Here is a 24,333-nt window from a genome sequence, read left to right on the forward strand (position 1 = left end):
CCTCAAATTCAGCTAAATTATAAAGTATGGCGTTGGCGGCAGGGTCACTTTTGCCGCGCCGTCCGTCATCATTAAATTTTTATGGCATTACCCAAGTGCAAACGAAAACAATATCGACACCACCAACGGCGAAGTTAATAAACCAGTTGAATATTATTTTCTTTACAGAATGCAATCCACTGTGCACCCGGCGCCTTATTAGTGATAAGGTAATTAATATGGCTAAAATCCACCAGCTGGACGAACGCTTTACGATCGAATTTGGAGTGATCGACCAGCAGAGCTACTTCGGCTGCCTGGCGAATCATGGTTTTCTTGATTTCCGCTTCCGCTTCGTTCGAGTCAAGCGCCCCGCTCTGCATATCGAGGCCTTTGCAGCTCATTACCATAATATCTACATGATAACGACTGATAATTTCCTTGGTGATTCGCCCCTGCAGCGACAGCGTGTTCTTATTCAGTTCTCCGCCGGTAGAAACAACGTTTATTTCCGACTGCGCCAGCTCATGAAATGCTTCCGCCGAGTTGGTTAACAGCGTGAGATCGTTTCTCTCCTTTAGCAGCTTTAATAACTCCATCGCCGTACTGCTGGAATCGGCAGCCATGGTGGTTTTATTTTTAATAAACGGCAAGGCATTACGGGCAATAATTTGCTTCTCTTCAAAATGAGACTTTGCCCGTTTATAAAAATGAATATTGTCGGATAAAGCACTGGTATTTAATACCGCGCCGCCGTACGTTCGGGTCAAAAAACCTTCATCTTCGAGCTTTTCCAGATCGCGGCGTATGGTTTCCTCAGTGACCTGAAAAATTGCGCTTAAATTAGAAACCGCCACTTTCTTATCGTTAGTCACCATTTGCTTAATGGCCTGAATCCTGTCTTTTGCCGCCACGATAACACCTCTGTTTCCCGCAAAGTAATAACCCCCTGGCCTCTGCCAGGACATGTTTGTTTTCAAAATAACATATCCGAATAGCAGATTCCAATATTCTTTTACACAGAAACAGAGGTCAATGATGCCGCTCTTATTTTGTCTCCACCGCTTCCGCCATTCGTCTCATCAATAATGAATCATCATCCGTCAAAGCGATGGTCAGCGCGGCAATATTTTCACGCACCTGTTCGGGCGCCGTGGCGCCGCTGAGTAAGGTGATTAAATCGCTTTGCTTTAAAATCCACGCCAGCGCCAGCGCGGGGATGGTGCAGCGGTATTTTTCGCACAGCGGCTGCCACTGCTCAAGCATATCAATCACGCGCAGCATATTTTCCCGCTGGAACCAGACCTTATTAGCACGCGCGCCGCCGGGAACATAATCACGGCCGATAGTGCCGGTCAGTAGCCCCTGTTCAAGCGGCGAGTAGACCTGCACCACAATACCGTTCTGCTGACAGAGCGGCAGCAGCTCGGCTTCCAGCGCCCGGTCAAGAATGCTGTACTTGGCCTGCACGATATCCAGCTCGCCGTGTTTGAGGTACTCCCTGATATGCCCGACATCGACGTTCGCCGCGCCGATGGCGCGAATCTTGCCCTCTTTCTTTAGCGCGTTCAGCGTGGCGACGGTCTCCGCAATTGGCGTAAAGCAGGGCTCCACCGACTGCCAGTGGGTCATATAGATATCAATGGTGTCGATACCCAGCCTTTGCAGGCTGGCCTCCACCTCTTCGCGAATCGACTCGGGCGTCAGGTTTTTGTACAGCTGGCGATCGCCGACCTTGTTAAACAGGCTACCCGTCCGCTCCCAGACGATACCGCATTTGGTTTCGACGACGACTTCACGGCGCGGAAGCTGTTTAAGCGCCTGGCCGACAATCACTTCGCTGTTGCCGAAGTTGTAGCCCGGCGCGGTATCAATCAGATTGATCCCACAGCGATGCGCCTCAACAATGGTATCGATACATATCTGCAGGTCGAGATCGCCGTTCCATGCCGGGCCGCCGCCAATGGCCCATGTGCCTAATCCCATGCGGGAAAGCGTCATATCCGTACTGCCTAAAGGAATCATTTTCATCTGCTGCTATTACCCTTCGTATTCGTCGAGAAGTTGTTCAACCAGCTTTCTGTTCTTCACGCCCGTGGTGGCGCCTACGCTAAGCACCGAGATCGCGGCCGTTGCGTTAGCAAACAGCGCGCAGTCGCGCAGCGGCTTGCCTTCCAGCAGCGCGGAGATAAATCCCGAGGCAAAATTGTCGCCCGCGCCAATGGTGTCGATGGCGGTAATGCCAGAAACCGCCGGAACCTCCATTTTCATATCGGCACGCTTAATAAAGCAGCCTCTCTTACCGGTCTTGATGACGACCGTTTTTACGCCGCAGCTCAGGAAACAGTCGGCAATCTCATCCAGCGTCTCTTTGCCGGTGAGCAGTTTTGCCTCGGCAAAATTGGGAAACAGATAATCGACGTAGCTCAGCGCCTCACGAATATCCTCAAGGGTTTCGTTAAGCCGCGGCTTAATCATATCGGCGCAAATAATTAACCCATGCGCTTTGGCCTGAATGAAGATCTCCGTTAACGCTTTGCCGTCGAGCAGCGGGCTATTAAAAATGCTCGCCAGCGACAGCAGCGTTGCCTGAGAGAAGCGGTCAAAATCAACATCGTTAATATTCAGCTTCCACAGGCTCCCGTTGCGGTTAGTCACAAAAGTACGCTCGCCATCGGCGGTGACTAAGCCCACGTTAATTGAGGTATCGATTTCGCTATCCTGCTTCAGGCTATGGATATCAATATTCTCCCGGCGGCAGTGTTCAAGAATAAAATGTCCTGCTGCGTCGTTCCCTATCCGGCTAATTAATGCTGTTCGGTGACCGAGTCGGGAAATAATAGTGGCCTCATTAATGGCATCTCCCCCGGTGGTCATGGCGATGCGTTCTAACGGATAAGAGTCGACATCAAAGATATTTTTACTCACCGGCTGCAGAGGAATATCTACGATAGCCGCACCCAGACAAATAACCTCGATATTATCCATATTGTCATTCCGCTTTCCCGTCAGAACCAAACAGTTTGATCTTCTCCAGCGCGCGCGCTTTCACCGCTTTGCGAACTTTACGTTCTACGTGCAGGAACGGCTGATTGTGGTTCTCCTGTACCGCCGCCATCGCCGCCTGGCACAGTTCGGTATGGATGTTAATCTTCGAAATACCTAACGAAATGGCCTGCTTAATATCCGCGTCGCTAATGCCGGACGCGCCGTGTAGCACCAGCGGAACGGATACCGCCTCGCGCACGCGTTTCACTACATCAAAATTCAATTTCGGTTCTGAGGTATAGACGCCGTGCTGGTTGCCAATCGCCACCGCCAGCGAATCGCATCCGGTACGCTCGACGAACTCCGCCGCCTGATCCGGGTCGGTATAGTGATAGTCCGCCAGCGCTTCTTCGTAGACCGTTTCATTCCCCACATGCCCCAGCTCCGCCTCAACCGGAATACCCAGCGGATGGAAGAAATCCACCGCCTCTTTGGTCAGGCGAATGTTCTCTTCAAAATCAAAGGCTGAAGCGTCGCGCATCAGCGAATTCATGCCGTGGACCCAGGCGTTGTGGATTATCTCCATGCTGCGCCCGTGGTCCCAGTGAGCAATCACCGGAACCGACGCCTTTTTGGCCATCGAAACCATCATATGCGAAAAATCTTCAAACGAGGTATTGCCCACAAATCCGGTACCGAAAGAGATAATCACCGGCGACTTAGCCTCTTCCGCTGCATCAATAACTCCCATCAGCATTTCCGCATTCCACACGTTAAAGTGGGCAATCGCATAATGTTTATTCTGGGCATCAATTTCCCAATATTTAATATCTGCCAGCATGGTTGTTTCTCCCTTTGCAATACATTAATGGTTAACTTTAATAACACCTTTAATAATCTCGCGTTTGTTATTAACGGATTCATCAAACGCGCGCTGAACATCCTCAAAATCATAAATATGCGTCACCATCGATTTCACATCGAAACGCCCGGAGGAGATCGCTTCTATGGTGACCGGATAGCGGTTGGCATAGCGGAAGACGGTCTGAATCGAGACCTCACGGTTAATTTTGAGGAAATTGATGGCTGAATCACCGGGAACCGTACCGACGATCATGATTTTTCCTCCGCGCATCACCAGGTAAGGAGCCTGCTTAACGGTGATGGCAGACCCGGCCGTTTCAAAAACAACATCGGCCCCCATATCGCCGGAGAACTGCTGGCAACGCCCAACGGTGTCCTCTTTCGCGCCGTTGATAACGACTTTGGCTCCGAGCTGTTCGGCCATGGCAAGGCGTTTTTCCAGCACATCAACCACCGCGATGTCGCTTGCCCCCAGGCAAAGGCATGCCTGCAGGGTCATTAAGCCAATACAGCCTGCGCCAAGTATGACGATTTTCTTGCCCGGCTTGACGTTCGCCAGCATTGCGGCATGCATGCCAACCGCCGCAGGCTCCACCAAAGCGCCTTCAAGGGTGTCCATGTTATCGGGCAGTTTGTAAGTGAAGCTCTCCGGATGGCATAAATAGTGGGTTAGCGCGCCGCGATAATTTGGCTGCGTGGCCATAAAGTCGACGTCGGGACAGATATTGTATTTTCCTTCCAGGCAGTAGCGGCAGTGGCCGCACGGCACGCCGGGTTCAATATTCACCCGGTCGCCCGGCTTAAATTTGCTCACGCTTTTGCCTACGGCCACCACCGTACCGGCGCATTCGTGTCCCAGACCAATTTCCTGATTAGGGTCTTTCGGCGGAATAAAGGGCCCCGACTCAAAACCGTGGACATCTGAACCGCAAATTCCGACGTATTCAATTTTGATCAGCACTTCATGTTCTTTGGGTACCGGGATATCGGCAGCGATAATTTTCATCGTGCCCGGTGTTTTTAATATCGCTTTTGAATTTTTCATTTTATTTCCCGTCAATATTATTTGCTGGTAACTGCATCAATACCGAGACTTTCGACAGAGACGCCTTTGGTTTCAATTCCGATGGTTGCAATAGCGATAGCGACAATAATAGAGACGGCCCCCAGCAGCACAAACACACCAGTTACGCCATAGCCGTTAAGCAGTACCGCCACCGCATAAGGCGCGGCGATACCGCTGATTCGCCCCACCGCGTTCGCGAGACCCGACCCGCGAAGCTTCGCTTCAGTCGGCCATATTTCCGGAACATAAACCGCCGAGGCGTAACAGACGTACATATAGACAAACGTAATCAGGAAGAAGCCAATTAACGTAATCAGCAGCATGCTGGTTTGCAGCGAATAGATATATCCCAGCGCGGCAATTAACACTAACAGGCCTACACCCATCGTCTTTCTGGGAATTTTATCCATCACCAGCATGGCGATAAAAATTCCGAACGGCGCGCCGAACATACTCATGGTATTTAAGACAATTGAGTCTTTCAGATTAATACCCTGGGTCATAAATATCGTCGGTAGCCAGTTAATTAAGGTGTACTGGACGACGTTCATGGCTATCAGCACGAAGGAGCCTAAAATAACCCGTTTCAGCAATGCGCCCGTTAATAAGGCCGAATAAGGAACGGCGCGCGGCGGTTTGCCGTCATCATCGATAACTACCGGCGGCAGCGGCTTGCCCGTCTGCCGAGCCACCCGCCCTTCAATGGCCCGCATTATCTCCTCAGCTTCCGCATAGCGCCCGCGCGACTCCAGCCAGCGGGGGGATTCAGGGAAACTGCGCCAGGCAATCACGGTAGCTATCAGCGACAACGCGGCCGGGATCAACAGCTGCACGCGCCAGTTCCATTCCGCGCTAATTAGCGGCGTTAATGCCATCGCGATTAGCGAACAGAGCGGATAAGACCAGTTACCGATAAACGAGACCCGACTGGACCAGGTTCCGCGATTTCTGCCGGGCATATATTCGGTGAAACCGGCAAATAAGGTTACCAGCAGCGCGCCTAATCCCACGCCCATGACAAAACGACAGGCAATAAGGAAGCTCATATTCGGGGAAAACGCCCCAATGACCATGGCGATAATATGAATCGCTTCATACAAAATAAACGCGTTTTTACGCCCAATTTTATCGCCGATGATGCCGCCGCCGAGCGCGCCGAGAAACATACCTGCCGTGGTAATGGCGGAGAACGTGGCGGTAGTCGAATTGTCGGTCCAGCCGAGCTCTTTTAACTGCGCGAGAATTAATCCACCAACGGCATTACTCCAGCAGACCAGTAATCCGAAAGCGACCATGGCAAACATTGAAGAGTGCCAGCGGCAGTCAGGCAGGCGATCCAGCCTGGCGCCGCAGTGCGGTTTTGCTATCTGTTCCATCGGATAACGTTCCTTTTATCACGGGGGTTATTCATCAAAGTCGTAAGTCATGATGACTTTGATGGCGGTTTTATCGACCATGGCGTCAAACCCTTCGCGCCATTGCGACAGGCCAATGCGGTGCGTGATCATTGGTTTGACTTTGATAGCGCCGCTGGCGAGCAGGCGAATGGCGTTGCGCCAGGACGTAGAGTCATAGGCCATATGCCCGATGATGCTTTTGTTCCACGCGGTGATATCGTTGATGGAGAAGTCCAGCGGTTTGAAGCCCATACCCACGCGCACCACTTCACCGTTGGGGCGCAGCATTTCGATGGATTGTTTGAGAGCGATATTGGCGCCGGAACATTCGATAACCAGCCCCAGATTATCTTTACCGCAGATTGCCTGGCAGCGGGCGACCACATCTTCGGATGAACCGTTGACGACCGCCGTTGCCCCGAGCGCTTTGGCAACAGGGAAACGCACCGCGACGTCCTCTTCCAGACCGACCATCACAATATTAACGGCCCCCATAATGCGCGCCATCTGTACGGCAAATAGCCCTAATGGACCGGTACCGAAAACCACCACGTCCTGACCGGGAAGAAACCTGGATTGTTGGGCGAGCGATTTATAGGCATTACAGATAGGATCCAGCACCGCAGCTTCTTCGTAATCAACGCCCGGCGGGATTTCCCACAGCGCGTGGCGATGAATTTTGAGGATCTCCCCCGGCACCAGGCAGTATTTCGAAAATCCGCCGCCCCAGGTATTGTTGTCCAGGCCTAAATTCACTTTTTCTGTACAACACAGAAAATCGCCCTGTTCGCAGGCCGGACACACGCCGCAGACGTGCCCGCTGTTGTCAGAAACCACCCGCTGGCCGACCTTCCAGTCCTTGACCTTTTCGCCAACCCGGACAATTGCACCGGCAAATTCGTGACCGCGAATGGAGTTAAATTCATCGGAGCCGCTGTCCACGTTGTAGTGTTTCATATCCGCGCCGCAGATGGCGGCGGCTTTGATTTCAATCACCACGTCATCCGGTCCGCACGCCGGCTCCGGAACATCAATCATCTTATAGCCGCCAAAGGCCTTACCAAATCTTGCCAGTGCTTTCATTGCGTTTTCCTTTGTTTAATGATTTTGCATCAGTGAAGGCCATACTTAACCACAGAATCTTTGAGGTCAATATTAAATCTTTAAAACACAGATATTGATCTGCATTTCACAACTCAGATCACAAATACGGTAAAATTCGTCGAGGGAGATGATTGAAGTGAAGAAAAGGACGTCGTCTCACTACCGCTTCGCTAATGCAGCCGTGAACCGCTTCGCATTTTTGCGCAGCGGAAGATGCTAGGCTGCACGAGCTGTTTTTTTCGCCACGCCATTTCCGTGGCGTGTTTGCTTTTCAATGTCACTTTTAAGTCAAAGAGGATCCGCTATGAAACTTTTGCCTTTACTGGCAGCTTTACCCCTGCTCTGCGCGAGCGTTGTTTCCGCTAACTCACTGATGTCCGTCGGCTACTTTAACGGCGGCGGCGACGTCACTGCCGGTCCAGGCGGCGATATTGATAAACTGGACGTACGCCAGATTACCCATCTCAACTACTCGTTTGGTCTGGTTTACAACGATGAAAAAGACGAAACCAACACCGCCCTGAAAGATCCGAGCAAGCTGCATCAAATTTGGCTGTCGCCGAAAGTGCAGGCTGATTTACAGAAAATCCCCCGCTTGCGCCAGCAGAACCCGAACCTGAAAGTCTTGCTTTCCGTCGGCGGCTGGGGAGCGCGCGGATTCTCCGGCGCGGCGGCGACGAAGGAAACCCGGGCGGTGTTTATTCAGTCCGCTCAGGCGATTATTGAAAAATACGGTCTCGATGGGATCGATCTGGACTGGGAGTATCCGGTCAACGGCGCGTGGGGGCTGGTCGCCAGCCAACCGGCCGATCGCGATAATTTTACCGCCCTGCTGAAAGAGCTGCGCGCGGCGGTCGGTAATAAAAAACTGGTGACCATCGCCGTAGGCGCCAACGCGGAGAGCCCAAAAAGCTGGGTGGACGTCAAAGCCATTGCACCATCGCTCGACTACATCAACCTGATGACCTACGACCTGGCCTACGGTACCCAGTACTTCAATTCCAACCTGTATGATTCAACCCGCTGGCCGACGGTCGCCGAAGCGGATAAGTACAGCGCGGACTTTATAGTGAACAACTACCTTGCCGCCGGTCTAAAGGCGAGCCAGATGAACCTGGGGATTGGTTTCTATGGCCGGATACCCAAACGCGCCGTCGAGCCGGGTATTGACTGGAGCAAGCCGGACGCGCAGAAAAACCCGGCCACCCGCCCCTACTTTGCGGCTCAACAGATTGAACTGTTCGAATCGCTGGGCGTCGATCTGACCAAAGATACCTATGTGAAATATAACGATATCGTGGCGAAGTTAATCAACGATCCGCAGAAGCGCTTTACTCAGCATTGGGATGATGAAGCGAAGGTACCGTGGCTGTCGGTGCAGTCCGCCGACGGTCAAGCCCTCTTTGCGCTTTCGTATGAGAACCCGCGCTCGGTGGCCATCAAAGCTGACTACATCAAGAGCAAGGGGCTGGGTGGCGCGATGTTCTGGGAGTACGGCGCCGATGACCAGAATCAGTTAGCGAAACAGCTGGCCGAGTCATTGGGGATCAAACGCTGATCTGCGCGGTGTCAGCGCCAGCACAATAGGTTATGATAACCCCATTCCGCTGCGCCGGCTCCGGCGCAGCTTTTCATTTGCAACAAAAGGCATGGGTATTATGGCTTATATCCCGAAAAACTACGCCCGTCTGGAAGTCGGTTACCGCGAAAAAGCGCTGAAGCTCTTCCCCTGGGTCTGCGGACGCTGCTCGCGAGAGTTTGTCTATTCAAACCTGCGTGAACTGACGGTACACCATATTGACCACGACCACTCCAATAACCCGGAAGATGGTAGCAACTGGGAGATGCTGTGCCTGTACTGTCACGATCATGAGCACTCAAAATACACCGAAGCCGATCTGTATGGCTCGACGGTGGTTGCTGGCGAAGATGCGCAGAAAAGCGTCGGCGAAGCGAAATATAACCCCTTCGCCGATCTTAAAGCGATGATGAACAAGAAGTAACGTTGTGATGCCTCAGAGCCCGGCGCGCAGTTAGCCGGGCTGACGCAGGCCTTTTCAGCCTCAGGATTTAAAGGTCGCGATAGGCTGCGGCGTAATGCCGAAGTCAACTTTCAGCTGCTGTTTACTCTTCATCACCATCTGCCCGTTGGTATCGATGGTCATATGCTGCGCGTCAACGTTGTATCGCGCCTGCCAGAGCATCACCAGCTGCAGACAGTTCTCTTTCTGTTCGTCAGTCAACGCCACGCCGTCCGGCCATTTACCCAGCTCAACCGCCGTCGCCAGGCGCTGATAAACTTCCGGCGTCATACCGTCAATAATCCGCTCAATTTCCATCTTCCGCCAACCCCGTTTGGAATAATTTGCTGAATCGTTTTTTCAACCCTTAATTTGCTCACCGTTTTCATCATTGGTGAAGCTTAATGAGGCCGAATTAACACAAAAACGCTCTCCGGTGGGCTGTGGACCATCCGGGAATACGTGCCCAAGGTGAGCATCGCAGTTTCCGCAGCGAATTTCCGTGCGCTGCATACCGTGGGAGTAATCATTAAGGTAGCGGATAGCGTCATCGCTGACGGGCTCATAAAAGCTTGGCCAGCCGCAGCCGGAATCATACTTGGTTTGCGAGTGAAACAGCGCGGCATCGCACACCAGGCAGTGGTAGACGCCATCGCGTTTGTTGTGGAGCAACCGCCCGGTGAACGGCGGTTCAGTACCGTGATTCTGCGTCACGTAAAACTGCATCTCGCTCAAATTTTTTTTGAGCTCGTCCGAAGAGGGTTTATTCGACATTGGCTTGCTTCTCGCTGTGAAAGGACAACTTTTCACGTCAATTCTAACAAAATATTAACAATGAAGCGTGCACTTTTGTTCTAAACTTAGGCGACGCCAAAAGGCAGCCACACAATTGTGATGAATATCACATTTTTATCTTCAGTGACCTTTAAAATTCCGGGCGCAGCCCCCATATGGAATTGGGCTCAAAGGGAAAGTGGGATAAATCGACCGCGCAAAGGCATGCTCTGGATTGATTTGTCGCAATGATTGACACGATTCCGCTTGACGCTGCGTAAGGTTTTTGTAATTTTACAGGCAACCTTTTATTCACTAACAAATAGCTGGTGGAATATATGACTATCAAAGTAGGTATCAACGGTTTTGGCCGTATCGGTCGCATTGTTTTCCGTGCTGCTCAGGAACGTTCTGACATCGAGATCGTTGCAATCAACGACCTGTTAGACGCTGACTACATGGCTTACATGCTGAAGTATGACTCCACTCACGGCCGTTTCAACGGTACCGTTGAAGTGAAAGACGGTCATCTGATCGTTAACGGTAAAAAAATCCGTGTTACCGCTGAGCGTGACCCGGCTAACCTGAAGTGGGACGAAGTGGGTGTTGACGTTGTTGCTGAAGCAACCGGTATCTTCCTGACCGACGAAACCGCTCGTAAACACATCACCGCTGGCGCGAAAAAAGTCGTACTGACTGGCCCGTCCAAAGACAACACTCCGATGTTTGTTAAAGGCGCTAACTTTGACAAATACGAAGGCCAGGACATCGTTTCCAACGCATCCTGCACCACCAACTGCCTGGCTCCGCTGGCAAAAGTTATCAACGACAACTTCGGCATCATCGAAGGTCTGATGACTACCGTTCACGCAACCACCGCGACTCAGAAAACCGTTGATGGCCCGTCTCACAAAGACTGGCGCGGCGGCCGCGGCGCAGCTCAGAACATCATCCCGTCCTCTACCGGCGCTGCTAAAGCTGTAGGTAAAGTTCTGCCAGAACTGAATGGCAAACTGACCGGTATGGCGTTCCGCGTTCCGACTCCGAACGTATCCGTTGTTGACCTGACCGTTCGTCTGGAAAAAGCTGCTTCTTATGAAGAAATTAAGAAAGCAATCAAAGCTGCTTCCGAAGGCGCAATGAAAGGCGTTCTGGGCTACACCGAAGACGACGTGGTATCCACCGATTTCAACGGTGAAATCTGCACTTCCGTATTCGACGCCAAAGCGGGTATCGCTCTGAACGACAACTTTGTGAAACTGGTTTCCTGGTACGATAACGAAACTGGTTACTCCAACAAGGTTCTGGACCTGATTGCTCACATCTCCAAATAAGTTGAGATGAGACAGTAATCTGTAAGAGCGACTTCGGTCGCTCTTTTTTTTGTCTAAAGATAAAGGATTGCGTAATGATTAATAAAATTTTTGCCCTCCCGGTTATCGAACAGCTTACCCCTGTACTTTCCCGCCGCCAGCTTGATGACCTGGAGCTGATCGTCGTTGACCATCCGCAGGTGAAAGCGTCCGTGGCTTTCCAGGGCGCTCACCTGCTCTCCTGGAAGCCCGCTGGCGAAGAAGAAGTCCTGTGGCTCAGCGGCAACACCCCATTTAAAAACGGCGTTGCCCTGCGCGGCGGCGTGCCGATTTGCTGGCCGTGGTTTGGTCCTTCTGCTCAGCAGGGTCTGCCCTCCCACGGCTTCGCCCGCAACCTGCCGTGGGCCCTGAAAGGGCACGATGAAGACGACAACGGCGTGGTGCTGACCTTTGCACTGAAAAGCAGCGACGCCACCCGCCAGTACTGGCCGCACGAGTTCACCCTGCTGGCGCGCTTTAAGCTGGGCAAAACCTGCGAAATTGAGCTGGAGGCGCACGGCGAATTTGAAACCACGTCAGCCCTGCATACCTATTTCAACGTCGGCGACATTGCGGCAGTGAAAGTCAGCGGTCTGGGCGACCGTTATATTGATAAAGTGAAAAATGCGGAAGAAGGCGTATTAAGCAACGGCACAGAGACTTTTCCCGATCGTACCGACCGCGTCTATCTGAATGCCGAAACCTGCAGCGTGATTCATGACGATGCGCTGAACCGCAACATCGACGTTACGCATCATCACAACAGCAACGTAGTGGCCTGGAACCCGGGCCCGGCGCTTTCCGTCAGCATGGGCGACATGCCGGATGATGGTTACAAGACCTTCGTTTGTGTAGAAACCTGCTGCGTGACCGAAACGCAGAAGGCCAGCGAAGAGAAACCTTCGCGCCTGACGCAAACCCTTCGCGTGGTGAAACGCTAACGCCAGAAAGGTTGGCCCACGGGTTAACCGCGTGTGCGCCATATCTGCCGGATGGCAGCTGAAGCCCCGCGAAGTCGGGGCTTTTCTTTAACGCTTGTTCAGACCATATCCAGCGGCGTTTTTCTGGCTGGCGCCGGGTAGGCGTTATCCAGAAGCGCAAGCTCCTCATCGTTCAGCACAATATCCAGCACCGCGGCATTTTGCCTGACATGCTCAATGCTTGACGCTTTCGGGATCGCCATTACGCCCCGGTGGCTAATCACCCACGCCAGCAGAATCTGCGCCGCGGTTACGCCCCGCTCCTGCGCAATATTTTTCACAACGGAATGATTTAAAAGTCCATTGCGCAGTCGACCGGCCTGAGCCAGCGGACAATATGCCATCACCGGCAGCCGCTGCTGCTGGCACCACGGCAGCAGGTCATGTTCAATACCGCGGGAGGCCAGATGGTAGAGCACCTGATTGGTCGCGCACTGTTCGCCGCCGTCCGCCTGCCAGAGTTCCTGCATATCATCGTAATCGAGGTTTGATACGCCCCAGCGGCGAATTTTTCCCTGCGCAACGAGCGCGTCCATACCCGCAACCGTCTCCTGCAATGAATAGTCCCCACGCCAGTGCAGCAGGTAGAGATCCAGATAGTCGGTATTGAGGCGGCGCAGGCTCTCCTCGCAGGCGCTGGCTATTTTGCGACCGCCAGCATTCCACGGATAGACTTTAGACACCAGCACCACGCGCTCGCGCTGCCCGCGAATGGCTTCGCCGACAACTTCTTCGGCGCCGCCGTCGGCGTACATTTCCGCCGTATCGATCACCGTCAGGCCAAGATCGATGCCCGCGCGTAGTGCAGCAGACTCCTGCGCGCGCAGAGCCGGGTTTTCGCCCATGAACCAGGTCCCCTGCCCTATGAGCGGAACCGCTGAATGCTCGCCAAAACGGATGGTCCTTTCTGCCATGACATGCTCCTGTGTTTAATTGCACCACCGTAATGCAAAACAGGGCTTTACGCCCTGTTTTGATGCACAAATTGCACTGTAATAATGCACTATCAGAAGGAGTAAGTGATCCCGGTTGAAATCAGCCCGCTCCAGGATTTGTCCACCATCGGGCTATCGGTAATTTCGTCAGACAGGCGGGTATAGCGCGCCACGCCGTATACGCTCCAGTCGCCGAGGAAACGATAGTTAGCCGACAGCTCAAGGTACGGGTTCCAACTGCTGTCCGGATCGTAGCTGCGCATGCCGCTGCGATTCGATTCATGCTTCGAAACACCGTAGTAGTACTCGTTCTGGTTGTCGCTGTTCCACTCCACGCCAATACCCGGCGTAAGCGTCAGGTTGCCGTTGGTATAGCGATACAGCCAGGCCAGATCCCACACGATACCATTGCTGTTATCGAGGGTGTCCCCCGACAGCGCGGTGCGCAGGAAACCGTACTGCGTATAGTGTTCGTAGGAAAGCCCTGCCATCACCGTGGACTTACGTTTATCCAGACGGCGCATCTGCTCGCTATCGCTGTCGCCTGGCTTAAAGTACATCGGCGACCAGTAGGCGGTCACGGAGAGCTTATCGTTGGTATCATTCCACAGGTAGAGGCCACCGCCCAGGCCGCGGAACCAGAAGTTATCGCTCTCGTAATTAATCACCGGCACCGGGTAAACATCAGCATCATATTGCTTGTACGGATGTTCAACGACGCCTACACCCGCCCCTAAAGTGAACTTCCCTTCAGCGTGTACGGCGGATGCTGAAGTCGCAATCAACACACCAAGTGCCAGAAGTTTGATTTTAGTCACGATCCATATTCCTGTTGTCAAATTATTAGCGCAGGCAGTTTAACGTTGTATACGTCATGCCTCAAATTCTTTACCAGTCATTACACTGAATTCACCAGATTCTCATCATCAGATGACCACCTGCTGACAGCTGAATGACAGCGTCATGACGCGGCGAAACCCGAAGTGCGAATGAGACGCTGCTTTTCCGGATGAGTTGTTGATAAGTCATTGAAATTGATTTTCTGCGCCATGCAAGTTTTCCAAATGCATCTACGCTTTAATTTAGAAGAAGTAAATGCGGGGCACGTTATCCCGAGACTTCGCCAACCTGGCATAAGGGTTGCTGGAGATTCAGAGAGCGCTGTGCAGCTTACCTCTTCCGGGGGCTCCCACTATTCATATGAACGGCTCTCAACCTGTGCTAAAAACGAAAGGACGGCATGCCATGAATATATTCGATCACTATCGCCAGCGCTATGAAGCTGCCAAGGACGAAGAGTTCACACTGCAGGAGTTTCTTACCATCTGTCGGCAAGATCGCAGTGCTTATGCTAACGCAGCAGAAAGATTGCTGATGGCCATCGGTGAGCCGGTCATGGTCGATACGGCCCTCGAACCCAGGCTATCCCGTCTCTTTTCAAACCGGGTCGTCGCGCGCTACCCGGCCTTTGAAGAGTTTTACGGTATGGAAGATGCCATTGAGCAAATTGTTTCTTACTTAAAACACGCCGCTCAGGGGCTGGAAGAGAAGAAACAGATTCTGTATCTGCTGGGCCCCGTGGGCGGCGGTAAATCATCGCTTGCCGAACGCCTGAAGTCCTTGATGCAGCGCGTCCCTATCTATGTGCTCAGCGCAAACGGTGAGCGCAGCCCGGTCAACGACCATCCGCTGTGTCTGTTTAACCCGCAGGAGGATGCGCAAATCCTCGAAAAAGAGTACGGCATTCCAAACCGCTATCTGGGGACGATTATGTCGCCGTGGGCGGCCAAGCGTCTGCATGAATTCGGCGGCGACATCACGAAATTCCGCGTGGTGAAAGTGTGGCCGTCAATCCTGGCGCAGATTGCCATCGCCAAAACCGAGCCCGGTGACGAAAACAACCAGGACATCTCGGCGCTGGTCGGTAAAGTCGATATCCGTAAACTGGAACACTACGCGCAGAATGACCCGGATGCCTACGGCTACTCCGGCGCTCTGTGCCGCGCCAACCAGGGGCTGATGGAGTTCGTCGAGATGTTTAAAGCGCCTATCAAGGTGCTGCATCCGCTGCTGACCGCGACGCAGGAAGGCAACTATAACGGTACCGAAGGGATCTCCGCCCTGCCGTTCAACGGGATTATCCTCGCCCACTCCAACGAATCGGAATGGGTGACCTTCCGTAATAACAAAAACAATGAGGCCTTCCTCGACCGCGTGTATATCGTCAAGGTGCCTTATTGCCTGCGTATCTCGGAAGAGATCCGTATCTATGAAAAACTGCTTAACAACAGCGAGCTGACCCATGCGCCGTGCGCGCCGGGCACGCTGGAAACGCTGTCGCGCTTCTCCATTCTGTCGCGCCTGAAAGAGCCGGAAAACTCGAGTATTTATTCAAAAATGCGCGTCTATGACGGCGAAAGCCTGAAAGACACCGACCCGAAAGCGAAATCCTATCAGGAGTATCGCGATTATGCCGGCGTTGATGAAGGGATGAACGGCCTGTCTACCCGCTTCGCGTTCAAAATCCTGTCGCGGGTATTTAACTTTGACCATGCCGAAGTCGCCGCCAACCCGGTGCATCTGTTCTACGTCCTCGAGCAGCAGATCGAGCGCGAGCAGTTCCCGCAGGAGCAGTCAGAGCGTTACCTTGAGTTCCTCAAAGGCTATCTGATCCCGAAATACGCCGAGTTTATCGGGAAAGAGATCCAGACCGCCTACCTTGAATCCTACTCGGAGTACGGGCAGAACATTTTTGACCGTTATGTCACCTACGCTGACTTCTGGATTCAGGATCAGGAGTATCGCGACCCGGATACCGGCCAGCTGTTTGACCGCGAGTCGCTGAATGCGGAACTGGAGAAAATCGAGAAGCCCGCCGGGATCAGCAACCCGAAAGACTTCCGTAATGAAATAGTCAACTTCGTGCTGCGCGCCAGAGCGCACAACAGCGGGCGTAATCCAAACTGGACCAGCTACGAGAAACTGCGCACGGTTATCGAGAAGAAAATGTTCTCCAATACCGAAGAGCTGTTGCCGGTGATTTCCTTCAACACCAAAACGTCAACCGATGAGCAGAAAAAACACGATGACTTTGTCGACCGCATGATGGAGAAAGGCTATACCCGCAAGCAGGTTCGCCTGCTGTGCGAATGGTATCTGCGGGTACGTAAATCATCCTGATAGACCAGCCCGGCAGGCAGCGGCTGCCGGGCTAATAATAACTGCGAAGACCCAATGACATTCAGCGCCAGGCATATTTCGGCGCCTGAATGGCCGGGGCATAAGTTGGCAAATGCAGTACAGGAGGGCATATGACCTGGTTCATAGACCGACGCCTGAACGGGAAAAATAAAAGCGCCGTCAACCGGCAGCGCTTTCTGCGCCGCTATAAAGCGCAGATAAAACAGTCGATCTCCGAGGCCATAAACAAGCGCTCGGTGACCGATATTCAGAGCGGAGAGTCCGTCTCCATCCCAACGGACGATATTAACGAACCGATGTTTCATCAGGGGCGCGGCGGCCTGCGCAATCGCGTACACCCGGGTAACGATCACTTCGTACAGAATGACCGCATTGAGCGCCCTCAGGGCGGCGGAGGCGGTGGAGGCAGCGGTCAGGGCCAGGCCAGCGCCGACGGCGAAGGCCAGGATGAGTTTGTTTTTCAGATTTCGAAAGACGAATATCTCGATCTGCTCTTTGAAGATCTCGCCCTGCCGAACCTGAAAAAAAACCAGCAGCGTCAGCTGACGGAATATAAAACCCATCGCGCGGGCTATACCGCTAACGGTGTGCCCGCTAACATCAGCGTCGTTCGCTCGCTGCAAAACTCGCTGGCGCGCCGCACGGCGATGACCGCCGGTAAACGCCGGGAACTGCACGCGCTGGAAGAAGACCTGGACACCATTAGCAAAAGCGAACCGGCGCAGCTGCTGGAAGAAGAGCGGCTGCGTAAAGAGATAGCCGAACTGCGGGCGAAAATTGACCGCGTGCCGTTCATTGACACTTTCGATCTGCGTTACAAGAACTACGAAAAACGGCCAGAACCGTCAAGTCAGGCGGTGATGTTCTGCCTGATGGACGTTTCCGGCTCCATGGACCAGGCGACAAAGGACATGGCAAAACGCTTTTACATCCTGCTGTATCTGTTCCTCAGCCGGACCTATAAAAACGTTGATGTGGTTTATATCCGCCACCATACGCAGGCGAAAGAGGTCGACGAACACGAATTCTTTTATTCGCAGGAAACCGGCGGCACCATTGTCTCCAGCGCCCTGAAGCTGATGGATGAAGTGGTCAAAGAGCGCTATGACCCGGCGCAGTGGAATATCTACGCCGCGCAGGCTTCGGATGGCGATAACTGGGCGGACGATTCACCGCTGTGTCACGAACTGCTGGCGAAGAAAATCCTGCCCGTGGTGCGCTACTATAGCTATATCGAGATAACCCGGCGCGCGCATCAGACGCTGTGGCGGGAATATGAACACCTGCAGTCAACCTTCGAAAACTTTGCTATGCAGCATATTCGCGACCCGGAAGATATTTATCCGGTGTTCCGTGAACTGTTTCATAAGCAAACCTCAAAAGCGGACGGTTAAGCCTTTCCGGACAGCCAGCACAGACGCTGGCTGTTTTTTTACCCCACCTTACCCGGCTCGCGCCTGTTGCAGGGTGACGGGATCAATCTCCGACATTATCAGGTCGGGCAAGCTCTCCAGCTGGTATACCTTGCCGCATTTAACGATAATCTGCCGCGCGTTGTCGTACCCCGGAGCCCAGAGTCGATTATTCATCCGCACATCTTTGTAGACCGCGATAAGCGGTTTTTTCCACGCCGCCGCCATATGGACCACCGAGGTATCCGGCGAGATAACTAAGTCGGCCTCGGCGATAAGCGCCATGCAGTGGTGCAGCGTTTTAAACGGATTCACGCAGACCTTCTCCGGCAGGGGGATCCGGATTTCATTGCGATGATCGAGCAATATGATATTGACGTCCGGATAATCCTCACACAGTCTGACCAGAAGCGTTGCCAGCTGCGCCTGCGACATACTGCGGTCCTGATGCCCGGCAAAAATATTAATCACCACGTTACGCCCGTTGAGCGCCGCCAGATAATCACGAACCTGCTGGCAGATATCCTGTGGTATATGCAGATCATAAGATTGCAGAGATTTTTTATCCAGCTGCAGATAATCAGCGATAAAAGAAAATGTCTTACTGACGTGCCAGTTTTCACAGTCAAAATCAAAAGACTTGCTGTAGTGTTTAATAGAAGGCCACTTATTGAAACCCAGTACCGCTCTGGGCTTTATCTGTCGTAACAGCAGCATCCTGTGTACCGGAATATCAAACAACGACGGGTCGATTACAATATCGTACTTATTATTCGCAAGCTCAGTAATAACTGACTGAGGAACGTTATGGGTAAATTTGTGCAAATAATCCGCCGAGTCGACATTCTCGGCCTCATAGATATGGCGAATGCGAGGATTATACCGCATGACCTGACTATTGGATTTGGTCAACAGAAAGTCAACGGTCATTCCCGCCTCGTGAAGGCATTTAACCAGCGCTGAATCAACAACTACATCGCCGATCGCACCTTCATTACGCATTAACAGCACCGTTTTCGCGGAGGTTAAATCAGCTTCGCGGCGCGCGGGACTATCCCAGAACGCTTTAGCGATATAGACTCGCAGGTCATTGCGTATTTTCTTAAAAAAATAATTTCGCCGCCTGTTTAGCGCCCTTATTTTTTTAAACTTTCGAGGGGTTCCCTGCACCGCTGCGTTTTCCATCATGATAACCTCATTGCCGCTTTCAATAGTACTGCCTGTAACCCTGCTAAGGACTGGTAAAAATAAGAAAAGTTCGCTTGATAATTAACATTATTTCATTTTTAGCTGCACCAGGATAGCCATAGCAGCATCATTGCAGCATATTTCATTGAGGATAAAATGAGTGAAAAATGGATTTTGCAGGATATTTACGACAGCAATATTCATTAGCGCCCTCATATTTAATAAACTATTTATTTTCATTGCCGCGCGGTGGTGCCCGATTCCGGCACTGGATAGATAAACAGTCTGCCTGCCACCGAACGTGGCGTCCCTGCGCCGCACATGGTAGAATTGTCTTAATTGTGCTGGCGAAATTATCATCATGAAATTACAGAATAAATTACTCCGTCATTTCATTTCTGCGGGGGTGGTTGTCCTGACATCTTCATTTCTGGTGTATGAATTAGTCGCCAGCCATCGGGATATGTCGGAATACATGCGCTACATCGTCGAGAAGGGCGAATCCGCCTTTCTGTACGATAAATATCAAAATCAGCTGGTTATCTCCCAGGTCTCGCGAAAGCTGGATACGCATCCCACTGCCGAAAAGGCCCAACAGGCCTGCGCTGGCGTGCAGACCAATGGCAACGTATACGGGCTCAATATCGCCGGGCATACCTTCCCCGGGCTTCACGGTACGCTCAGCACCACCCAGCCTTCGTGCGAGCCGTGGATTAACGATCTCCCGGCGCTGCAGGCTTTTGATGCCGCGATAGCCCAAAGCGATATTATCGCCGCGCTGAATTCGGCAACCTTCAAATCCGATAAACGCTTCCGCTATTACCTCGATTTAGACAATAGATACGCGTATTTCTATTCGCCGATTGAGATAGATAGCAGCCCCGTTGATAACTGGAACTTTCTTCACGACAGTAAACTGGGCATCACTCAGTTCAGTCTTAACGGTTTACTTCGCGGGCGTACGCTAATTTCCAGTATCTATGCTGACGCGCTAACCGGACAGAATATTTTGTCGTTCTTAACCCCGGTCTATCATCGGGATCGGCTGAAGGGCATTGTGATGGTGGACGTCACTCGTCACGATATTGAGAAGCTGCTCTATACCACCGACCGCCCCCTGGTCTGGCGCTATCTCGACATCACCTTAACGGACTCGGACTCAACGTCTGAAATCCGCGTTCACCGCAGCAACACGCATTTTTTCAGCTACGCCCACCATAGCCAGCAGGTGGCGGAAAACCTGCACATTTCGCTGTCGCTGGATATGTCCTATTTTCTGCTTAGCTCCTGGAAGCTATTTTTGTTTTACCTGATATCTACCGGCGTTCTGCTGCACCTGGTACGCATGCACTTTCGCCTGTATACCGACGTTTTTAAAGAAAACATTAGTGATTCTTTAACCGGTCTGTACAACCGAAAAATTCTCTCCGCGCTGCTGGAATCGCGTATGCAAAAGCTCACCGAGCAAGGTGTGAATATCGTGTTTATGGCGCTGGACTGCGACCGGCTAAAATACCTTAATGACACCTGGGGGCACGATGAAGGCGACCGCGCCATCGTGCTGCTAGCCCAGTCCATTTCCGCCGCCATACGTAAAAGCGATTACGGCATCCGGCTGGGCGGCGATGAGTTCTTCCTGATACTGATCGATTATGAGGAACAGGAGGCGAAAAATATACCCGAGCGTATTCGCCAGCACCTGAAGGAAATTGACATTAACCAGCGCGTTAATTTCTCATGGGGGGCCTGCAGCATGGCGCCGGGGGATAGCCTGGCCGACGTCATGAAAATCGCGGATGCCCGGCTGTACGAAAATAAAAAGCAAAAAAAACACGCTTACCCGGGGCGAGAGGATTAATCTTGAGGTTTTATTTTTAAGGAAAAAAACGACATGAACGCGCCAGTAAAAGTGAGTATTTATCAGCAGCTGTTGGCGCTGCTTAACCGCGACCACGCCCGTTACCGGGTCGTGGAACATGAAGCCGTCGGAAAGTGTGAAGCCGTGTCGAAGATCCGCGGCACCGCGCTGGGTCAGGGAGCAAAAGCGCTGGTATGTAAAATTAAAGGACATGGGGTTAATCAGCACGTTCTGGCTATCCTTGCCGCCGATCTACAGGCGGATTTAGCCCGGCTGGCCGAATACGTCGGCGGCAGCAAAGCCTCTCTGGCCAGTCCGGCGGAAGTTGACGCCCTGACCGCCTGCGTCTTTGGCGCCATTCCCCCTTTCAGCTTCCACCCCTCTTTACGCCTGGTCGCCGACCCGCTGCTGTTTGAGCGCTTCCCGGAAATCGCCTTCAACGCCGGGCAGCTTGATAAGTCCATCATCCTTGATACCGCCGACTATCTGCGTATTGCCCGTCCGGAACTGATCGCGTTTCATCGCGAAGCCTGATTGTTCCCTCTCCTGCGCCAGGGCGCGCATTGTACCGCGGGGGAAAATCGATCGTGCAGATGCCTCAAATCGCGAGTCTGCGATAAAAAACCTGTTTACTTACGCGATTATGCGTAGAGTAAACGGGCTGTTCTTTTTTATATTCTGGCAAGGACCTCTGCACATGCTCGACACCACCCTGTTAATACTGCTGGGCCTGGCGGCGCTCGGCTTTATTAGCCATAACACCACCGTAGCTATTTCAATCCTGGTATTAATTATCGTCCGCGTCACCCCGCTCAACGCCTTCTTTCCGTGGATTGAAAAGCAAGGGCTGACCATCGGTATTATTATTCTCACCATCGGCGTGATGGCGCCCATTGCCAGCGGCACGCTACCGCCCTCTACGCTGCTGCACTCCTTCGTGAACTGGAAATCGTTGCTGGCGATTGCCGTGGGGGTTTTTGTTTCCTGGCTCGGCGGGCGCGGCGTGGCGCTGATGGGCTCGCAGCCGCAGCTGGTAGCCGGACTGCTGGTCGGCACCGTGCTCGGCGTCGCCCTCTTCCGCGGCGTCCCGGTCGGCCCGCTGATCGCCGCCGGGATCATTTCGCTGTTTATTGGGAAGTCGTAGCCAGGCTGGCAAGATAGCGCCCCGGGGTTTGCCCGAGGCCCTTTTTAAACATGGTAATAAAGGCGGTGGTCGAGTCATAGCCCAGGCTCTGCGCCGTCTGCTGTACCGTCTGCCCGCGGATCAGCATCTGCAGGGAGAGGATCAGCTGCAGCTGATGTCGCCAGCGGCGAAAGCTTAAGCCCGTCTCACGCACCACCAGCCGCGCCAGATTGCGTTCGCTCATGGCAAACTCCGCCGCCCACTGCGCCAGCGTTTGCCAGCGGGCCGGGTCGACGGCCATCATGTCCACCATCTGACGAATTTTTGGATGCCCGGAGACCGGGAGCTGCAGGTGCTCCTGCGGCTGCTGCGGGAGTTCATCGAACAGCACCTGCACCAGGCGGTTCATTGCCGGTTTAGCGAGTTCGGCCCTGCCGCGCTCGGCCATAACGAGGATAAGCTCGCGCACCAGCGGCGAAATCTTTAGCGTGCAGCAGAAATCCGGCATCGGCGCCGCGTGGGGTTCAATAAATAAAAAGCAGACCTGCGCCTCCGGCGTCGCGCGATTGCTGTGCGGCACCTGTCCCGGTACCCACACCGCGTACTGCGGGGGCACCATCCACATCGCGTTCTCCACTTCGCAGGTCAGCGCCCCGTGTAGCGCCAGGATGAGTTGACCTTTACGGTGATGATGGCGCGGAATGTACTGCTCGTCCGCGACCACCTGAATACGAAAAGCCGCCGCCGCTTCATGGCCGCTGTCCGGGTCGTAGCCGTCCAGGCCGAGTCCGATCATGATATTGTCCGATTTTAGCGATAATCTGTCATTTTAGCTTGATTTAAACAGGCGGCAAACAGGCTATGGTAAGCGCCACGTATTCTTGTTTGAGATAGCCATGAATTCTGTTTCACCTTCTGCCAGCCGCCGTAATCTGCTATTGATTACCGGTATTCTGCTTATCGCCACCACCTTGCGGGTCACCTTTACCGGCGCCGCGCCGCTGCTTGATGCCATTCGCAGCGAATATGGCCTCACCACCGCGCAAACCGGTCTGTTAACCACCCTGCCGCTGCTGGCCTTTGGCCTGGTCTCGCCGCTGGCGGCGGGTGTCGCCCGCCGATTCGGCATTGAACGTAGCCTGCTGCTGGCGATGATCCTGATTTGCCTCGGCGTGGGTCTGCGCTCCCTGCCCTTCGTCTCGCTGCTGTTTATCGGAACCGCGATTATCGGCTGCGGCATCGCCCTGGGAAACGTTCTGCTGCCCGGACTGATCAAACGTGACTTCTCGCAGCACGTCGCCAAAATGACCGGCGCTTACTCTCTCACCATGGGGGGCGCGGCGGCGCTGGGTTCGGCAATGGTCGTTCCGCTGGCGCTCGCCGGACTGGGCTGGCGCGGCGCGCTGTTGATGCTGATGGCATTTCCGCTGCTGGCGCTGTTTATCTGGCTACCGCAGGCGCGCAGGCAAGTCACCGCGCCGCTGACGGGGTCGGGCGCCATCCACAACCGCGGGATCTGGCGCTCGGCGCTGGCCTGGCAGGTGACGCTGTTTCTCGGGATTAACTCGCTGGTCTACTACGTCATCATCGGCTGGCTGCCCGCCATTTTGCAAAGCATAGGCTACAGCGAAGCGCAGGCGGGCTCCCTGCACGGGCTGCTCCAGCTCGCCACCGCGGCGCCGGGGCTGGCGATCCCGTTAATACTGCATCGGTTGAAAGATCAGCGCGGCATTGCGGTTCTGGTCGCCCTGATGTGCGCAGTCAGCGCGCTCGGTTTATGGTTTTTACCCGCTCAGGCGGTGCTGTGGACGCTTATCTTTGGCTTCGGTTCCGGCGCGACCATGATTCTGGGATTGACCTTTATCGGGCTGCGCGCCAGCTCGGCGCACCAGGCCGCCGCGCTGTCGGGAATGGCGCAGGCGGTGGGCTATCTGCTGGCCGCCTGTGGGCCTCCGGTGATGGGAAAAATTCATGATGCCAACGGCGACTGGCATATCCCGCTGATCGCCGTGGCGCTGATTTCCGTTGCGATGGCGGTATTTGGCGCGCTGGCCGGTCGCGATCGGGAGATCAACGGCTAGCGATATCGAC

The 24,333-nt window shown here is 53.5% G+C and carries 23 protein-coding genes; 10 read left to right on the forward strand and 13 right to left on the reverse strand.

Features of this window, described 5'->3' with window-relative positions:
* Positions 1-134: 134 nt before the first annotated feature.
* From ABLU67_RS03475 to ABLU67_RS03505, 7 genes are all read right to left on the reverse strand, one after another.
* On the reverse strand, positions 135-893 hold the full coding sequence (locus tag ABLU67_RS03475; protein ID WP_014228959.1) for a DeoR/GlpR family DNA-binding transcription regulator: 759 nt from the start codon (positions 891-893) through the stop codon (positions 135-137).
* A 133-nt stretch (positions 894-1,026) separates the two neighbouring features.
* Positions 1,027-2,010 carry an aldo/keto reductase gene (locus ABLU67_RS03480; RefSeq protein ID WP_032749514.1) on the reverse strand — a complete coding sequence of 328 codons (984 nt, stop codon included), beginning with the start codon at positions 2,008-2,010 and terminating at the stop codon, positions 1,027-1,029.
* A gap of 9 nt (positions 2,011-2,019) precedes the next feature.
* Complete coding sequence (locus ABLU67_RS03485; protein WP_032749515.1) at positions 2,020-2,967, reverse strand: sugar kinase; 948 nt, start codon at positions 2,965-2,967, stop codon at positions 2,020-2,022.
* A gap of 4 nt (positions 2,968-2,971) precedes the next feature.
* Positions 2,972-3,808, reverse strand: coding sequence for a ketose-bisphosphate aldolase (locus ABLU67_RS03490; RefSeq protein WP_348852164.1), 837 nt, complete (start codon positions 3,806-3,808; stop codon positions 2,972-2,974).
* A 24-nt stretch (positions 3,809-3,832) separates the two neighbouring features.
* A complete protein-coding gene (locus ABLU67_RS03495; protein WP_064405365.1) occupies positions 3,833-4,876 on the reverse strand; it encodes an NAD(P)-dependent alcohol dehydrogenase in 1,044 nt (347 codons plus the stop codon).
* Between the two features lie 17 nt (positions 4,877-4,893).
* Entirely contained in the window at positions 4,894-6,273 is a 1,380-nt protein-coding gene (locus tag ABLU67_RS03500) for an MFS transporter (RefSeq protein WP_064405363.1), read from the reverse strand.
* A 27-nt stretch (positions 6,274-6,300) separates the two neighbouring features.
* Positions 6,301-7,377 carry a zinc-binding dehydrogenase gene (locus ABLU67_RS03505; RefSeq protein ID WP_032749518.1) on the reverse strand — a complete coding sequence of 359 codons (1,077 nt, stop codon included), beginning with the start codon at positions 7,375-7,377 and terminating at the stop codon, positions 6,301-6,303.
* Between the two features lie 325 nt (positions 7,378-7,702).
* On the opposite strand from ABLU67_RS03505, the gene ABLU67_RS03510 reads away from it, so the two are divergent.
* Together ABLU67_RS03510 and yajD are read left to right on the forward strand one after the other, a co-directional pair.
* Positions 7,703-8,956: a glycoside hydrolase family 18 protein gene (locus tag ABLU67_RS03510; protein ID WP_064358726.1), complete on the forward strand. Its 1,254-nt coding sequence runs from the start codon at positions 7,703-7,705 to the stop codon at positions 8,954-8,956.
* Between the two features lie 100 nt (positions 8,957-9,056).
* Positions 9,057-9,401, forward strand: coding sequence for an HNH nuclease YajD (yajD, locus tag ABLU67_RS03515; protein ID WP_004138290.1), 345 nt, complete (start codon positions 9,057-9,059; stop codon positions 9,399-9,401).
* A 60-nt stretch (positions 9,402-9,461) separates the two neighbouring features.
* Here the strand turns inward: yajD and ABLU67_RS03520 are convergent, their stop codons facing one another.
* Both ABLU67_RS03520 and msrB read right to left on the reverse strand, forming a co-directional pair.
* Positions 9,462-9,737, reverse strand: a complete 276-nt coding sequence (locus ABLU67_RS03520) for a YeaC family protein (protein WP_004850031.1) — start codon at positions 9,735-9,737, stop codon at positions 9,462-9,464.
* Positions 9,738-9,779: 42 nt separating this feature from the next.
* Positions 9,780-10,193: a peptide-methionine (R)-S-oxide reductase MsrB gene (gene msrB, locus ABLU67_RS03525; protein ID WP_004121465.1), complete on the reverse strand. Its 414-nt coding sequence runs from the start codon at positions 10,191-10,193 to the stop codon at positions 9,780-9,782.
* Between the two features lie 338 nt (positions 10,194-10,531).
* Here msrB and gapA point away from each other — a divergent pair, with 338 nt between their 5' ends.
* A complete protein-coding gene (gene gapA / locus ABLU67_RS03530; RefSeq protein WP_004138295.1) occupies positions 10,532-11,527 on the forward strand; it encodes a glyceraldehyde-3-phosphate dehydrogenase in 996 nt (331 codons plus the stop codon).
* 74 nt (positions 11,528-11,601) lie between these two features.
* Positions 11,602-12,486, forward strand: a complete 885-nt coding sequence (locus ABLU67_RS03535) for a D-hexose-6-phosphate mutarotase (protein ID WP_014838178.1) — start codon at positions 11,602-11,604, stop codon at positions 12,484-12,486.
* A 98-nt stretch (positions 12,487-12,584) separates the two neighbouring features.
* Here the strand turns inward: ABLU67_RS03535 and ABLU67_RS03540 are convergent, their stop codons facing one another.
* Complete coding sequence (locus ABLU67_RS03540) at positions 12,585-13,439, reverse strand: aldo/keto reductase (RefSeq protein WP_049082148.1); 855 nt, start codon at positions 13,437-13,439, stop codon at positions 12,585-12,587.
* Positions 13,440-13,531: 92 nt separating this feature from the next.
* Entirely contained in the window at positions 13,532-14,278 is a 747-nt protein-coding gene (locus ABLU67_RS03545) for a MipA/OmpV family protein (protein WP_004850021.1), read from the reverse strand.
* 427 nt (positions 14,279-14,705) lie between these two features.
* Here ABLU67_RS03545 and yeaG point away from each other — a divergent pair, with 427 nt between their 5' ends.
* The gene (yeaG, locus tag ABLU67_RS03550; RefSeq protein ID WP_004121478.1) at positions 14,706-16,640 is read left to right on the forward strand and encodes a protein kinase YeaG; all 1,935 of its coding nucleotides are present in this window, start codon (positions 14,706-14,708) and stop codon (positions 16,638-16,640) included.
* 131 nt (positions 16,641-16,771) lie between these two features.
* Positions 16,772-18,055: a YeaH/YhbH family protein gene (locus tag ABLU67_RS03555; protein WP_004138302.1), complete on the forward strand. Its 1,284-nt coding sequence runs from the start codon at positions 16,772-16,774 to the stop codon at positions 18,053-18,055.
* A gap of 48 nt (positions 18,056-18,103) precedes the next feature.
* Here ABLU67_RS03555 and ABLU67_RS03560 read toward each other — a convergent pair whose 3' ends face one another.
* Positions 18,104-19,261 (reverse strand): glycosyltransferase family 9 protein, encoded by a 1,158-nt coding sequence (locus ABLU67_RS03560; RefSeq protein WP_064377939.1) that lies wholly within the window; start codon positions 19,259-19,261, stop codon positions 18,104-18,106.
* A gap of 361 nt (positions 19,262-19,622) precedes the next feature.
* Here ABLU67_RS03560 and dgcJ point away from each other — a divergent pair, with 361 nt between their 5' ends.
* The 3 genes from dgcJ to ABLU67_RS03575 all read left to right on the forward strand — a co-directional run bounded on the left by dgcJ (position 19,623) and on the right by ABLU67_RS03575 (position 22,263).
* A complete protein-coding gene (gene dgcJ, locus ABLU67_RS03565) occupies positions 19,623-21,119 on the forward strand; it encodes a diguanylate cyclase DgcJ (protein WP_348852165.1) in 1,497 nt (498 codons plus the stop codon).
* Between the two features lie 33 nt (positions 21,120-21,152).
* Positions 21,153-21,653 carry a YbaK/prolyl-tRNA synthetase associated domain-containing protein gene (locus tag ABLU67_RS03570; protein ID WP_224384740.1) on the forward strand — a complete coding sequence of 167 codons (501 nt, stop codon included), beginning with the start codon at positions 21,153-21,155 and terminating at the stop codon, positions 21,651-21,653.
* 163 nt (positions 21,654-21,816) lie between these two features.
* Positions 21,817-22,263, forward strand: a complete 447-nt coding sequence (locus ABLU67_RS03575; RefSeq protein ID WP_004138309.1) for a DUF441 domain-containing protein — start codon at positions 21,817-21,819, stop codon at positions 22,261-22,263.
* On the opposite strand, the gene ABLU67_RS03580 is transcribed toward ABLU67_RS03575, so the two are convergent.
* Positions 22,247-23,041, reverse strand: a complete 795-nt coding sequence (locus ABLU67_RS03580; protein ID WP_162557342.1) for a helix-turn-helix transcriptional regulator — start codon at positions 23,039-23,041, stop codon at positions 22,247-22,249. The genes ABLU67_RS03575 and ABLU67_RS03580 overlap by 17 nt on opposite strands.
* A gap of 97 nt (positions 23,042-23,138) precedes the next feature.
* Here ABLU67_RS03580 and ABLU67_RS03585 point away from each other — a divergent pair, with 97 nt between their 5' ends.
* Positions 23,139-24,323 (forward strand): CynX/NimT family MFS transporter, encoded by a 1,185-nt coding sequence (locus ABLU67_RS03585; protein ID WP_064358723.1) that lies wholly within the window; start codon positions 23,139-23,141, stop codon positions 24,321-24,323.
* Positions 24,324-24,333 lie beyond the last annotated feature (10 nt).

Origin of the sequence: Klebsiella sp. GN_Kp190 (genome assembly GCF_040061795.1) — a bacterium.
Lineage (GTDB): Bacteria > Pseudomonadota > Gammaproteobacteria > Enterobacterales > Enterobacteriaceae > Klebsiella > Klebsiella michiganensis.

What these genes read in the sequence shown, in the direction of transcription:
- ABLU67_RS03480 (WP_032749514.1), bottom strand. Translation starts at nt 2,010, where the DNA reads ATGAAAATGATTCCTTTAGGCAGTACGGATATGACGCTTTCCCGCATG.
- ABLU67_RS03485 (WP_032749515.1), bottom strand. Translation starts at nt 2,967, where the DNA reads ATGGATAATATCGAGGTTATTTGTCTGGGTGCGGCTATCGTAGATATT.
- ABLU67_RS03490 (WP_348852164.1), bottom strand. Translation starts at nt 3,808, where the DNA reads ATGCTGGCAGATATTAAATATTGGGAAATTGATGCCCAGAATAAACAT.
- ABLU67_RS03495 (WP_064405365.1), bottom strand. Translation starts at nt 4,876, where the DNA reads ATGAAAAATTCAAAAGCGATATTAAAAACACCGGGCACGATGAAAATT.
- ABLU67_RS03500 (WP_064405363.1), bottom strand. Translation starts at nt 6,273, where the DNA reads ATGGAACAGATAGCAAAACCGCACTGCGGCGCCAGGCTGGATCGCCTG.
- ABLU67_RS03505 (WP_032749518.1), bottom strand. Translation starts at nt 7,377, where the DNA reads ATGAAAGCACTGGCAAGATTTGGTAAGGCCTTTGGCGGCTATAAGATG.
- ABLU67_RS03510 (WP_064358726.1), top strand. Translation starts at nt 7,703, where the DNA reads ATGAAACTTTTGCCTTTACTGGCAGCTTTACCCCTGCTCTGCGCGAGC.
- yajD (WP_004138290.1), top strand. Translation starts at nt 9,057, where the DNA reads ATGGCTTATATCCCGAAAAACTACGCCCGTCTGGAAGTCGGTTACCGC.
- ABLU67_RS03520 (WP_004850031.1), bottom strand. Translation starts at nt 9,737, where the DNA reads ATGGAAATTGAGCGGATTATTGACGGTATGACGCCGGAAGTTTATCAG.
- msrB (WP_004121465.1), bottom strand. Translation starts at nt 10,193, where the DNA reads ATGTCGAATAAACCCTCTTCGGACGAGCTCAAAAAAAATTTGAGCGAG.
- gapA (WP_004138295.1), top strand. Translation starts at nt 10,532, where the DNA reads ATGACTATCAAAGTAGGTATCAACGGTTTTGGCCGTATCGGTCGCATT.
- ABLU67_RS03535 (WP_014838178.1), top strand. Translation starts at nt 11,602, where the DNA reads ATGATTAATAAAATTTTTGCCCTCCCGGTTATCGAACAGCTTACCCCT.
- ABLU67_RS03540 (WP_049082148.1), bottom strand. Translation starts at nt 13,439, where the DNA reads ATGGCAGAAAGGACCATCCGTTTTGGCGAGCATTCAGCGGTTCCGCTC.
- yeaG (WP_004121478.1), top strand. Translation starts at nt 14,706, where the DNA reads ATGAATATATTCGATCACTATCGCCAGCGCTATGAAGCTGCCAAGGAC.
- ABLU67_RS03555 (WP_004138302.1), top strand. Translation starts at nt 16,772, where the DNA reads ATGACCTGGTTCATAGACCGACGCCTGAACGGGAAAAATAAAAGCGCC.
- ABLU67_RS03560 (WP_064377939.1), bottom strand. Translation starts at nt 19,261, where the DNA reads ATGATGGAAAACGCAGCGGTGCAGGGAACCCCTCGAAAGTTTAAAAAA.
- dgcJ (WP_348852165.1), top strand. Translation starts at nt 19,623, where the DNA reads ATGAAATTACAGAATAAATTACTCCGTCATTTCATTTCTGCGGGGGTG.
- ABLU67_RS03570 (WP_224384740.1), top strand. Translation starts at nt 21,153, where the DNA reads ATGAACGCGCCAGTAAAAGTGAGTATTTATCAGCAGCTGTTGGCGCTG.
- ABLU67_RS03575 (WP_004138309.1), top strand. Translation starts at nt 21,817, where the DNA reads ATGCTCGACACCACCCTGTTAATACTGCTGGGCCTGGCGGCGCTCGGC.
- ABLU67_RS03585 (WP_064358723.1), top strand. Translation starts at nt 23,139, where the DNA reads ATGAATTCTGTTTCACCTTCTGCCAGCCGCCGTAATCTGCTATTGATT.